This is a genomic window from Xanthomonas sp. SI (assembly GCF_014236855.1).
Taxonomy (GTDB): domain Bacteria; phylum Pseudomonadota; class Gammaproteobacteria; order Xanthomonadales; family Xanthomonadaceae; genus Xanthomonas_A.
Window position 1 is genome coordinate 2,200,314 of record NZ_CP051261.1, and the last position, 12,817, is coordinate 2,213,130.

A 12,817-nucleotide genomic window follows, 5' to 3' on the forward strand; every position below is an offset into this window, starting at 1 on the left:
ATCTTGCGGCCAGCGTGCTGGGTGCATTGTGAGAGGGACTTCAGTCCCGACGCGGTCCGGTTACGGTGGCTTCGCCGCTTCGTTTGTCGCGGCTGAAGCCGCTCCTACAACGTCTCGCGGCCAGCGTGCCGGGTGCGCTGTGGGCGGGACCCAGTAGCGAAGAGGCGCCAGCCGCGCGACTGCGGGGCCGGCGCTTCGCTCATCGCGAAGCGGCTTCTTCGTCGTCTTCGTCTTCGTCCAGGTCATCGGCCTGGCTGTCGCGCTCATCGGTCTCGGCTTCGTCGCCGGTCAGCAGGCCGACGAAAGCGACGAAGGCGATGCCGTCCTGGGCCCATTCCTTGGCCACGTCGTCGAGCAGTTCCAGCAGCACGTCGAAATCCTTCTTCGCCACCGATTGCAGTTCGGCCGCGTCTTCCAGCAGCAGCGCATAGCCGCCCTTGGCCGGCAGCCACGACAGGTCGCGCAGGCCGTCCATCAATGCATCCCAGTTGCGGCCGAAGCCGATCGGGAAGTCCAGCTGCGCAGCCAGCCGCATCAGCAGCATCGGCTTGCTGCTGCAGCCCTGCAGGTCGATCCGGCACAGCCGCAGGCCGGCGTCGCGGCCGAGCGCGGCGATGCTGTCCAGGTCGCTGTTGGCGACGCGATAGACGCCGGATGCGGCCGGCTCGGCCAGGTTGAGCGAAAAATTGAAGGTGTTCATGGCGACGGCCTCCCGGAGGCGATGCTGAAACTGCGGAAACTGGCGTAGTGGTCGTCGCTGTAGTACCAGACGTCCGGCGGGTCGCCGCCGGTGACGATGCGCCGCGTCCCGCGGTGCTCCAGCCCCGGCGTGTCGACGGTGTATTCGCGATAGTAGCCGCGTGGGCGTGACGGCAGCCGGTTTTCGCGGTTGCCGAACACGCTGCCGTCCTGGCGATGCGGGAACGGACCGCCGCGCTGGATCAGGGCGATGGTGGTGCGCGCTTCGGGCGGCAGGAACGCGGGCAGGGTGGTGTCAGCGCTCGCAACCGGCGTGGCCGGCGGCTGCGCCGGCGCCAGCAACGGAGCGGGATGGGTGAGCCCGGGCGCGAACTGCGGATGCGGCGGCTGCTGCAATGCGCGGATGCCCCACAGCCCGGCGGCGAGCAGCACGATCGCGGCGATCAGTAACACGGGCTTGCGCATCGGGGGGAAGCTCCAGCGAGAACGGCGGGCGCCGCGTTCTGGCGCAGCAGCGGCACAGTATGGGCGAGCGCGGCTGTTCGTGCTCTTAACCACTGCAAGCAAAGCCGGCCTGGCATCGCAGCGGCGTTGCGGACGCCGCTGCAACACGCGATTCACATTCGACTAACCGGGTGCTGGCGCATGGTGGCCGCCGATCCGCGGCGTCGGCCGGCACTGCCGCTGCGCGATGGGACGATGTTTCCCCAACGCCGGCCTTGGTAAGGTCGCCGGTCGTCCCTACCATTCATCACGCAACGTCCGTCCTTCCGGCGGGCGAAAGTCCAGGAGAACCACATGGCCTACACCCTCCCCAAGCTGCCTTACGCCTACGACGCGCTGGAACCGCACATCGATGCGCAGACGATGGAAATCCATCACACCAAGCATCACCAGACCTACATCAACAACGTCAACGCCGCACTGGAAGGCACCGAGTACGCCGACCTGCCGGTCGAGGCGCTGGTGTCCAAGCTGAAGTCGCTGCCGGAGAACCTGCAGGGTCCGGTGCGCAACAACGGCGGCGGCCATGCCAACCATTCGCTGTTCTGGACGGTGATGGCGCCCAACGCCGGCGGCGCCCCGGTCGGCGAGGTCGCCAAGGCGATCGACAGCCAGCTCGGCGGCTTCGACAAGTTCAAGGAAGCCTTCACCAAGGCCGCGCTGACCCGCTTCGGCAGCGGCTGGGCATGGCTGAGCGTGACCCCGGACAAGAAGATCGTGGTCGAAAGCACCGCCAACCAGGACAGCCCGCTGTTCGAGGGCAACACCCCGATCCTGGGCCTGGACGTGTGGGAACATGCCTACTACCTGAAGTACCAGAACCGTCGCCCGGATTACATCGGCGCGTTTTTCAACGTGGTGGACTGGAACGAAGTCGAGCGCCGCTACCACGCCGCGATCGCCTGATCGCGCCGGCAGCGCCGTCGATCGAAAGGCCGGGTTCGCCCGGCCTTTCCTTTTGTGCGCTCACGCGGCCGGCAGGCACAGCCTGGCGGTGCCGGGCACGCGCTCGGCGCCGTTGTCGGGCACTGCGCCCGGCGTGTCGGCACCGGCGATGTCGCGGTTGTGCCGTGCATACCAGCCCGGAGTCGCGCCGGTGACGCGGCGGAAGCTGTTGACGAAATGGCTCTGGTCGAAGAAGCCGAGTTCGTAGGCCACGGTGCTGACCGAATGGCGTCCGCTCAACAGCAGTTGCCGGGCGCGTTCGATCCGCCGCTGCAGCAGGTATTGCATCGGGCTGTGGCCGGTGCTCAGGCGGAACATGCGCGCGAAGTGGTAGCGGCTGACGCAGGCAGCATTGGCGATGTCGGCCAGGCCGATGCGTTCGGCCAGATGGTGGTCGATGTAGTGCTGGGCGCGGGCCAGTGCGCACGGGCGCAGGCCTTTGCCGGCGGCGCTGGCAGCGGGTGGATCGTCGGCGGCGGTGGAGCGCGGGGCGGGAGCGTGGGGGCGGGGCATGGCGTGTCTCCTGGGAAGCGCCGGAACCGCATGCGCGCGATCTCCGCTGGCGCCTGCGGCGTGCGCGTGGATGCGTTTCCGGGACCTGTCCATGCTGCTGCCGGCGCCGCAGCGCGGCCACCCCATTCCGGCAGAGCGGATGCTCACCCGTTCGGGGGATTCCGCTGCGAGGTCTTCGCCGGTTCGCGCGGCAACACCAGCAGGCGCCGGCCGAAACAGCGCGCGTCGAGCGAATAGGCGCCGGGCCCGAGCAGCGCCAGTGCCAGCGCCGGCAGCGCCGCCAGCAGCGCGCTGCCGGCCGCAGTGGTGCCATGCCACAGCGCCAGCGCCGGCACCGCGCAGGCCAGCGTGGCGGCGAGCGGGGTGAGCGCGCCGGCCGCCGCCAACAGCGCGAGCACCAGTGCCGGCCAACGCCAGTGCGGCGGCAATGCCCAGGCGCCGCTGGCGCTGGACGGCCACAGGCTCAGCGCCAGGAACAGACGCAGGGCCAGCAGCCCGAGTCCGGCGCTGCCGCCGGGGAACATGGAGTAAAGTCGTTGCATGGCCTTCAGGCTAAGGCCGGCGCAACACGCCGGCCTAGCCGTATTCGGGGCAGCGCCACATCCCTCGATCGGGGCGTTGGCGGGGTCGGCGCAGCCGCCGAAAATCCGGTTTTTTCCCTTTAGCGAGCGAGAGAAAGCGCAGTGCGAAGTCTGCGAAGACGGCTTTGGGCGGGCGCCGTGCTGGTGCTCGGCCTGGCCTTCGCGGCGACGCTAGCCGCGGGCACACCGACGCCGTTGCGGCCGACGCCGCTGCACAACAGCGCCTGGCGGGTGGAGCAGGGCGCGCCGGCGGATGTGTGGGCGCTGGCGCAGTCGGGCGACGGCTATCTGTGGATGGCCACTGGGTTCGGCCTGTACCGCTTCGACGGCGAGCGCTTCGAGCGCCGCGAGCCGGCGCATGGCGCACACCTGCTGTCGCAGAACGTGACCGCGCTGAGCGTGCTGCCGGACGGGCGCATGTGGCTGGGCTATTTCGACGGCGGCGCCAGCATGCTGCAAGGCGACCGGGTGCTGAATTACGGCGCGGCCGAGGGCTTCCCGGCCGGGCCGGTGGCGCGGCTGGAACTGGACGGGCAGGGCGCGCTGTGGGCGGCCACCTGGGCCGGGCTGGCCCGCTTCGATGGCCGCCATTGGCAGCGCATCGGCGCCGACTGGGGGTATCCGTCCGCACGCGCCGACTGGCTGCTGCGCGACCGCCGCGGCGTGCTGTGGGTGAGCAGCGGCGACAGCGTGCTGCGGCTGCGCCCGGGCGCGCGCCGCTTCGAGCCGACTGGCATCGCCACCATGCTGTACGCGGTGCTGGCCGAAAGCCCGGACGGCCGCATCTGGCTGTCGGACCGGCGTGGCGGCACCCGCGTCATCGCCGCTGCCGACGGCACCCTGCTGCCGGCGGCGGCGCAGGTCGCCGCGCCGGCGCTGCGCAGCCTGGCGGCACGGCGCATGGGCTTCGCCCGCGACGGCAGCCTGTGGCTGTCCGACTTCCAGGCGCGCGGCGCGGTGCGGGTGGTGCTGGACGATCCGCACGCGCCGCGGCTGGAGCATTTCCGCCGCAGCGACGGGCTGGCCTCCGACTACGCCGCGCCGGTGCTGGAGGACAAGGAAGGCAATGTCTGGATCGGCAGCACGCTCGGTCTCAACCGCTACCGGCAGCGCAACGTGATGGCGCTGCCCGGTCAGCCCGGCGCGCAGGCCGGCGAAGTCGAAGTGCATGCGCAGCCCGACGGCAGCGTGCTGGTCTCCGATCCGCAGGGCATGTTCCGCGCCGACCGCGCCGCGGCCGAGCGGCTGCTGCGCGGCGAACCGCTGGCGCAGGAGTACGCGCGGCTGCACGACAGCGGCTGGGTACTCGGTGCCGACGCCATCGTGCGCCTGCGCCACGGGCGCCGCGAGGCGGTCGCGCTGCCGGCCGGGTTCGCGCCGCGGCAGGCGCGCGCGTTCCTGTCCGATCGCGCCGGCGCTGCCTGGATTGCGGTCGCCGAACATGGCGTGTTCCGCTACCGCGACGGGCAATGGACGCGGCAGACCCGGCTGCCGCTGGCGACCTGCACCGCGATCGCCGAAGACGCGCAGGGCCGCTACTGGTTCGGCTACGCGTCCGGTGAAGTGCGGCAGTTGCAGGGCGAGCGGGTGCGCACGTTCGCGGCCGGCGACGGCGTGCAGGTCGGCCGGGTCAATACCATCCATGCCGGCGCCGGCGCGCTGCTGGTGGCCGGCGAACTGGGTATCGCGCAATGGCAGGGCGCGCGCTTCGCGACGCTGCCGCCGTCGCGCGCGCCGGGCCTGCGCGGCATCACCGGTATCGCGGAGAGCGAGGACGGCGAGCTGTGGCTCAACGGTGCGGTCGGCGTGTCGCGGATCGGCCGGCGCCAACTCGACGCGGCGCTGGGCACTGCCGCGGCGACGCTGCAACCAGCCTACTACGGTGCCGCCGACGGCTTGCCCGGCCTGGCGGTGCAGGCCAGCCGCAGCGGCACCGCGGCGCGCGACGGCGACGGCCTGGTGTGGCTGGCCACCAGCCAGGGCCTAGCCTGGATCGACACCCGGCGCCTGTGGCGCAACCCGTGGCCGCCGCAGGTGTTCGTGCGCGCGCTGTTCGCCAACGAGCGGCCGCTGCCGCTGGACGCGCCGCTGCTGTTGCCCAAGGGCACCACGCGTTTGCAGATCGCCTACACCGCGACCAGCCTGACCTCGCCGGAGCGGATGCGTTTCCGCTTCCGCCTGGACGGCGTGGACGAGGCCTGGCGCGACGCCGGCGCGCGCCGCGAGGCGTTCTACACCAACCTGCGTCCTGGCCAGTACCGCTTCCGGGTGATCGCCGCCAACAACGACGGGGTCTGGAACACGCACGGCGCCACGTTGCGCTTCGGCATCGCGCCGCGTTTCGTGCAGACCCCGGCGTTCTGGCTGCTGTGCGCGCTGGCGCTGCTGCTGGCGTTGTCGGCGCTGTACCTGCTGCGCATGCGCCAGCTGGCCACGCGGCTGCGGCTGCGGCTGGAAGAGCGCTACCAGGAGCGCGAACGCATCGCCCGCGAGCTGCACGACACCTTGCTGCAGGGCTACCAGGGACTGATCCTGCGCACCCATGCGGCGTTGGGCACGCTGCCGGCCGAGGCGCCGTTGCGACGCGAACTGGAGAGCACGCTGGATCGCGCCGAACAGGCGCTGGAGCAGGGCCGCGACCGGGTCGAGGGCCTGCGCGCCAGCGCCGGGAACACGCCCTCGCTGCCCACCGCCTTCGCCGACATGCTTGAGGAACTGGGCGCGGATTCGCAGGTGCAGCGGCGGGTGCTGGTCGAAGGCGCGCCGCTGCCGCTGCAGCCGCTGGTCGCCGACGAGCTGTACCAGCTCGGCCGCGAGGCGCTGCTCAACGCGTTCCGGCATGCGCAGGCGAGCAGCATCGAGGTCGAGATCGCCTACGGCCGCGATGCGCTGCGGCTGCGTTTCCGCGACGACGGCCGCGGCATCGAGCCGCAGGTGCTGGCCGCGGGCGGCCGCGCCGGGCATTGGGGGCTGACCGGCATGCAGGAGCGCGCGCGGCGCATCGAGGCGCGGCTGGATGTGTGGTCGCGGCCAGGCATGGGCACCGAACTCAATCTGCGCCTGCCGGCGCGCCGCGCCTACCGCGAACCGGCGCGAAACCGGCTATGGTGCCGCCTGCGCCGGTGGCTGCCGGGAACCGACTGAGTGAGCGACCCGAAGTGAGCGAGCCGAAGTGAACGAGGTGCCATCCATGCCGATCCGCATCCTCGTCGTCGACGACCATCCGCTGCTGCGCGAGGGCATGGCCGCGGTGCTGGCCGCACAGCCGGACCTGCACCTGGTCGGCGAGGCCGCCGATGGCCTGCAGGCGCTGCAGGCGTATCGCACGCTGCGTCCGGACCTGGTGCTGCTGGACCTGCAGTTGCCCGGCCTCGGCGGCATCGAGGTGATCGTCGCCCTGCGCAAGGAATTTCCGCAGGCGCGGATCGTGGTGGTCACCGCTTCGCGCGGCGACGTGCAGGCGGTGCGCGCGCTGGAAGCCGGCGCCAGCGGCTATCTGCTCAAGAGCGGGCTGCGCCGCGAACTGGTCGATACGGTGCGTGCGGTGCACCAGGGCCGGCGCCAGGTGCAGGCCGAAGTGGCCGCGGGCATCGCCGAACACCTGCTCGGCGACAGCCTGTCCGCGCGCGAGATCCAGGTGCTGCAGAGCGTGGCCGCGGGCAACTCCAACAAGGCCATCGCCGCGCTGCTGTCGATCGCCGAGGAGACGGTCAAGGCGCACATGAAGAACATCCTGTGCAAGCTCGGCGCGCGCGATCGCACCCACGCGGTGGCGATCGCGGTCAAGCGCGGCATCATCGAACTGTAGAAACGCGCGCCGCATCGCGCTGCGCGGTCAGGGCACCGGCAACGGCGGCGCGGCGTCTGCCGGCAGCGGATCCAGCGGCTGCAGCGCCACCAGCAGGCCGCGCGGGTCGGCGCCACGCGCGGCGCCCGGCGTGCGCGGCAGCAGCCGCGCGCTGCGCAGCGGACGGAAGCGGTCGCGTTCGAAGAACACATGGTCGGCCTGCGCGGCCAGCGCGAACAGGTGCGGATCCAGGCCGTTGCGCGGGGTGTCGTTGCCTGCGCCGCGCAGGCGCGCGTCGCTGTCGCCGAAGCGCGCGGCCAGCGGGGCAAGCTCCGGCGCGTCGGCGGCGGCATAGAAACCGCCGGCCAGCAGCGAGGGCACACCCTCGGCGGTGGCGTCGATCCACGCCATCAGGTCGTCGGCCTGTTCGCGGCGGCTGGCGCCGCCATCGCGCTCGGCATGCAGGCGGGTGAAGTACAGGTTCACCGGCTGCCCGTGCAGGTCCACGCGCACCAGGCCGGCCACGCTGTAGTCCTCGAACGGATGCAGCAGCGTCTCCGCTTCCTCCAGCACCGGCAACCGGGTCAGCAGCGCATTGCCACGGCGTTGCGGCCGGCTCGGCGGATCGGCGCTGATGAAATGGCAGTGGTAGCCGAGCTGTGCGGCCAGCCATTGCGCCTGGTTCGGCAACTCGGAGGTTTGCAGCACTTCCTGCAGCGCGATCGCATCGGGTTGCAGCCGTTGCAGCGCATCGACCAGGCGCACGCGGCGCGCGGGCCAGTCGTTGCGGTCCTGCTCCAGATTGAGACTGACCACGCTGAGCGTGGCCGCGGGCACAGGCGGTGCGGGCGGTGGCATCGGCAAGCCGGCGGGCAGCGCTTGCGCGCCCGCATGCGTCACCAGGGCCAGCAGCAGCCAGCCGAGGCGATGCCGTCGTCGTGGGGTCCCGCTCGTGCGCGTCATGCGATGGATGCTAGGACGTGCGGCTTCAGCGCCGCGTGTACACAGACACGCGGCGCTGCATTTCTTAGCGCGGCAGCACGCTTTCCTGTAGACGCAGCGGCACGCTGGCCGCGGCCTGCGTCGCCGAGCGGCCCAGCACCAGTTCGTAGTCGCCGGCGGCGATGCGCCACTGGCGCTGCGCCGGGTCGTAGTCGGCCAGGGTCTTGGGTTCGGCGACGATGCTGACGCGGCGGGTTTCGCCGGGCTTGAGGGTGAGCTTGTCCCAGCCGACCAGGCGGATCGGCGTGTGGTGGCCCTGCGGCAGGCGCAGGTACAACTGCGGCACGTCGGCGCCTTCGCGTTCGCCGCTGTTGCGCACGTCGAAGCTGGCGATCACGCTGCTGCCGTCCACCTGCACGCTCAGGTTGGCGTAGTCGAAGCGGGTGTAGGACAGGCCGTGGCCGAATGCGTACAGCGGATCCAGGCCGCGCGCGGCGAACCAGCGGTAGCCGACGTTGGCGCCTTCGATGTCATAGTCGACATTGCTGCCGGCCGGTTGCGCCGGCTTGAAGCCCAGCCCCGGGATCGACGGCCGCGGCAGCTGCGCCACGTCGCGCAACCAGGTCACCGGCAGGCGCCCGGACGGATTGGCGTCGCCCAGCAACAGCCGCGCCAGCGCTTCGCCGCCGCGGATGCCCGGGTACCACGCTTCCAGCACCGCCGGCACCTGCTGCAGCCACGGCATCGCCACCGGGCCGTTGGTTTCCAGCACCACCACCGTGCGCGGATTGGCCTTGGCCATCGCCGCGATCAGCGCGTCCTGCTTGCCGGGCAGTTTGATGTCGGGCAGGTCCACCGATTCGGCCGACCACTGCGTGGCGAACACGATCACCGCTTCGGCGCCGCGCGCAAGCTTGGCCGCGGCGGCCACATCGTCGCCGCTGGCGTAGTCGATCTGCGCCTCGGGCATGGCCTTGCGCAGTGCCTGCAGCGGCGAGGACGGATGGAACATCACCGGGCCCGGCCAAGTGGTCGGGGCCAGCCCCGGCACCGCGTTGGCGCCGTTGACGGTGAAGCCGACCATCGACGAGCCGCCGCCGCCGATCACGCCCTTGTCGGCATGCCCGCCGATCACCGCGATGCGGCGCAGCGTGCGCGGCAACGGCAGCGTGTCGCGCTCGTTGCGCAGCAGCACCGTGCCTTCCTCGACCACCTTCTGCACCGCGTCGCCGCCGGCGACATCGTCGATCGGCTGGCGCTGCGGCGGATGGTCGAAGCTGCCGGTGGCGATGAACGCGCGCAGGATGCGCCGCACCATGTCGTCCAGGCGCGCCTGCGGCACGGTGCCGCCGGCCACCGCCAGGCGCAGCGGCTGGTCGAAGTACACCGCCTTGTCGAACACTTCGCCGGCCGACTGCTGGTCCAGGCCGGCCAGCGCCGCCTTGGAGCCGCTGTGCACGCCGCCCCAATCCGACATCACGTAGCCGGGGAACTTCCACTCCTGCTTCAGCACCTTGTTGAGCAGGTAGTCGTGCTCGCAGCCGTAGATGCCGTTGATGCGGTTGTAGGAACACATCACCGAGCCGGGCTCGCCGATCTTCAGCGCCAGCTCGAACGCCAGCAGGTCCGATTCGTGCATGGCCTGCTCGCCGATGTCGGCGCTGTGGGTGTTGCGCCCGGTCTCCAGGTCGTTCATCGCGAAGTGCTTCATCGTCGACACCACGCGCTGGCTCTGCACGCCGCGGATCGATTCGCCGACCAGCACCCCGGCCAGCAGCGGATCTTCGCCGGCGTACTCGAAGTTGCGGCCGTTGCGCGGATCGCGCTGCAGGTTGACGCTGCCGGCCAGCAGCACGTTGAAGCCCTGCTGCCAGGCCTCACGGCCCATGGTGGCGCCGCCGGCGAAGGCCAGCTCGCGGTTCCAGGTGGCGGCGGTGGCCGGGCCGGACGGCAACGCGGTGGCATGGTCGCCGGGGCGCACGTTGCCCGGATTGGTCACGCCGACGCCGGCATCGGCCAGCTGTTGCGCGGCGATGCCCAGGCGTTCGATCGCCGGCACGAAGCCGGCCGAGCCGAGCGCGCCGGGCGGCAGCGGACCGCCGTCCTTGCCCAGGCCGAAGTAGCTGTGCAGCATCTGGAACTTCTCGTCCTGGGTCATCGCCTGCACCAGCAACGCGGCGCGGCGGTCCGGCGCCAGCGCGCGATCGGTCCATGGGCGCTGCGCATCGGCGCTGGCGCTGGGCGCCAGGCGCAAGGTGCTGACCAGGCCGAAGTGGTCCGAGGCCCACACGCCGTTGGCGTCGGGCTTCTGGAACAGGATGCGGCTGCTGACCGGCTCGAAGCGCTCGCGCTGGAAGAACACGTGGTCGATGCGTTTGGGCGGGTTGAACTTCGGGTTCAAGGTGCTGTCGCCGCGGTGGTCCTTGGCGCCGTGCAGGCTGCCGTAGCTGTCGCCGAAGCTGGCGCGCAGCGCGGCCAGTTCCGGTGCGTCGGCGCTGGCATTGAAGTCGCCGGCGAGCAGCGACGGCGCACCGTCGGCGGTCCTGTCGACCCAGGCCAGCAGGTCCTGCAACTGGCGTTCGCGCAACGCGCCGCCGGCCTCGGTCCAGTGCAGGTGGGTGACGTAGAGATTGACCGCGCGGCCGTCCACGTCCAGGCGCAGGCGCCCGGCGGTGCGGCGGTCGTCGAGCGGGTTCAGGCGGATCTGTTCGCGCGCCAGGATCGGGCGCCGGGTCAGCAGCGCGTTGCCGTAGCGCTGCGCGTTGCCGGGCGGATCGACGCTGGTGAAGTACCACTCGTAGCCGAGCTGTTCGGCCAGCCATTGCGCCTGGTTCGGCAGCTTGTCGTGCTGCAGCACTTCTTCCAGCGCGATCGCGTCCGGGTGCAGTTCGCGCAGGGTCTGCACGATCTGGGTGCGCCGATTCGGCCAGTCGAGCTTGTCGTGATACAGGTTCAGCGTGACCACGCTGAGCGTAGGGGTGTCCTTGTCGGTCGCGGGCGCAGGCGCGGCGAAGGCCGGCCAGGCCAGCGCGAGCGCCAGGCAAAGGAGTCCTGAAAACGTTTTCATAGCGGGGCGTGAGGCCTCTCTAGCAGCTGAAGGGATTGCGCATCGGGGGGAGTCGGGGAGGGGAGAGTCAGTGAAGCGCTAGGACGGCGCTTCGTCGCTGCGCATCACCGGATACAGCCGGTACTGCGCATCCCAAGAGGAATGGCGGCGGTGGAAGAATTCCAGCCGCGCATGCGGATCCTTGGCGAAGTCGGCGTCGTGCTCGAGCTTGGCCTCGAATTCGGCCTTCAGTGCCGGGTCGCTGGCCAGCATCTGCCGCGCCACGTCCTCGGCCACATAGTCTTCCATGTATTCGGTGCGCTCGAAGGCGCTGTTGAACTCGCCCCATTGCAGCAGCGAATCCGGCGCTTGTGGCTCCAGCAGCGCCATCAGCAACCGCGCCTTGGGCTGGGCGATCGGCACGAACAGGGCGCCGGCGCCGATGGCGCGCGTTTCGGGTGTCCAGGCACCCTGCACGCTGAGCCGCTGGTGGCCTTCGGAAGAGCGCGCGGCGAAGCTGGCGTCGTTGGCGCGGAATGTCTGCACAGGCAGCGTGGCGTCCGCGTCCACCGTGCGGAAGGCGATGCCGTGCTGGCGCAATTTGGCGGCGACCAGCGCGGCCTGCGCGGCCGGCACCAGATAGCCGGCGCGCGGCGCCACCACTTCGACGCTGGGCACGATGTGATCGCGCAGCGGTACCCGCCAGATTTGCGGGGTGCGCTCGTCGTAGCGGGTCATCAGCGCGCCGGACACCGGCGACAGCGTGCGGGTATAGGCGTAGCCGCGGAAGTCCACCAGCCGCGACTGCTCGGTGGTGCGGTAGTCCAGCGTGACCGTCTTCCCGCCCAGCTGCTGCGCGCGCGCGTCGGCGGCCAGCGCGTCGGCGCGCCAGCGGCTGCCGTTGCGCGCCACCTGCTGCAGCACCGAGACGATGGTGTTGCGGGTGATCCGCACGCGCTGCGGATAGGGCTTCCACGAATGCGTTTCCACCAGCATGCCGAAGCGATTGCGCAGCTGGAAATAGCCATGCGAGAAGCGCGGCGTGGCCACGCCGTCCTCGAAGCCGGACGCCGGATCGTCGTTGACCACGAACGAGGGGTAGTAGGGCAGCGGCAGCGAGCCCTGCCGCTTCAGGTCGGCGAGCACGCCGTCGCGCAGGCGCAGGCCATCGCCGCGCAGCGCGGCGTCGCCGGCATGCAGCGGTTCCACCTGCACCGACACGTCGTGCTCGAATTGCGCGCCGTCGGTGACGTGCAGGTCCACGTACAGCAGCGGATCCCACTGCTCGACCAGGCGCAGCATCGCCTGCATCTCCGGCGCGTCGGCCTTGACGTAGTCGCGGTTGAGGTTGAGGTTCTGCGCGGTGGTGCGCCAGCCCATCTGCTCCGGGCCGCGCTGGTTGGGCCGGTTCCAGGCGCCGAAGCGCTCGTGGCCGTCGACGTTGAACACCGGCACGAACAGCCACACCTGCTTGTCCAGCGCGCCGCGCGCGGCCTGGCCGTCGAGCAGCTGGCGCAGCGCCAGGAAGCCGGCGTCCTTGCCGTCGATCTCGCCGGCGTGGATTCCGCCCTGGATCAGTACCACCGGCAGCTTGCGCGCCTGCGCCGTCGCGGCATCCAGCGCGCCGGAGGTGGAGACCGCCAGCGCCTTCATCGGCCGGCCTTCGGGCGTGGTGCCGAAGTCGAAGCAACGCACCGCCTGCGGATAGCGCTGCGCGAACGCGTCGCACAGCGCGATGGTCTCCGCGTAGCGTCCGGTACGCATGAAACCGCTGCGCTCGGCCTCGGTGGACAGGCCCAC

The 12,817-nt window shown here is 71.0% G+C and carries 9 protein-coding genes and 1 pseudogene; 3 read left to right on the forward strand and 7 right to left on the reverse strand.

From position 1 onward, the window contains the following. Positions 1 to 199: 199 nt before the first annotated feature. Together HEP75_RS09090 and HEP75_RS09095 are read right to left on the reverse strand one after the other, a co-directional pair. Positions 200 to 700 carry a barstar family protein gene (locus tag HEP75_RS09090; RefSeq protein WP_185826203.1) on the reverse strand — a complete coding sequence of 167 codons (501 nt, stop codon included), beginning with the start codon at positions 698 to 700 and terminating at the stop codon, positions 200 to 202. Continuing rightward, a complete protein-coding gene (locus tag HEP75_RS09095) occupies positions 697 to 1,164 on the reverse strand; it encodes a ribonuclease domain-containing protein (RefSeq protein WP_185826204.1) in 468 nt (155 codons plus the stop codon). The genes HEP75_RS09090 and HEP75_RS09095 overlap by 4 nt, the downstream gene beginning before the upstream one ends. Positions 1,165 to 1,497: 333 nt before the next feature. On the opposite strand from HEP75_RS09095, the gene HEP75_RS09100 reads away from it, so the two are divergent. Beyond that, positions 1,498 to 2,109: a superoxide dismutase gene (locus HEP75_RS09100; RefSeq protein ID WP_185826205.1), complete on the forward strand. Its 612-nt coding sequence runs from the start codon at positions 1,498 to 1,500 to the stop codon at positions 2,107 to 2,109. Positions 2,110 to 2,169: 60 nt separating this feature from the next. On the opposite strand, the gene HEP75_RS09105 is transcribed toward HEP75_RS09100, so the two are convergent. Next, the gene (locus HEP75_RS09105) at positions 2,170 to 2,661 is read right to left on the reverse strand and encodes an AraC family transcriptional regulator (RefSeq protein WP_185826206.1); all 492 of its coding nucleotides are present in this window, start codon (positions 2,659 to 2,661) and stop codon (positions 2,170 to 2,172) included. Positions 2,662 to 2,804: 143 nt separating this feature from the next. Next, positions 2,805 to 3,203 (reverse strand): hypothetical protein, encoded by a 399-nt coding sequence (locus HEP75_RS09110; protein ID WP_185826207.1) that lies wholly within the window; start codon positions 3,201 to 3,203, stop codon positions 2,805 to 2,807. Between the two features lie 177 nt (positions 3,204 to 3,380). On the opposite strand from HEP75_RS09110, the gene HEP75_RS09115 reads away from it, so the two are divergent. Further along, complete coding sequence (locus HEP75_RS09115; RefSeq protein ID WP_185826208.1) at positions 3,381 to 6,386, forward strand: sensor histidine kinase; 3,006 nt, start codon at positions 3,381 to 3,383, stop codon at positions 6,384 to 6,386. 46 nt (positions 6,387 to 6,432) lie between these two features. Then, positions 6,433 to 7,050 (forward strand): response regulator transcription factor, encoded by a 618-nt coding sequence (locus HEP75_RS09120; RefSeq protein ID WP_185816114.1) that lies wholly within the window; start codon positions 6,433 to 6,435, stop codon positions 7,048 to 7,050. 27 nt (positions 7,051 to 7,077) lie between these two features. On the opposite strand, the gene HEP75_RS09125 is transcribed toward HEP75_RS09120, so the two are convergent. The 3 genes and pseudogenes from HEP75_RS09125 to HEP75_RS09135 all read right to left on the reverse strand — a co-directional run. After that, a complete protein-coding gene (locus HEP75_RS09125; RefSeq protein WP_185816115.1) occupies positions 7,078 to 7,992 on the reverse strand; it encodes an endonuclease/exonuclease/phosphatase family protein in 915 nt (304 codons plus the stop codon). Between the two features lie 64 nt (positions 7,993 to 8,056). Further along, entirely contained in the window at positions 8,057 to 11,038 is a 2,982-nt protein-coding gene (locus HEP75_RS09130; RefSeq protein WP_185826209.1) for a glycoside hydrolase family 3 C-terminal domain-containing protein, read from the reverse strand. Between the two features lie 78 nt (positions 11,039 to 11,116). Next, positions 11,117 to 12,811: pseudogene (locus HEP75_RS09135) on the reverse strand (M14 family metallopeptidase); the annotation flags it as partial. Positions 12,812 to 12,817: the final 6 nt, after the last annotated feature.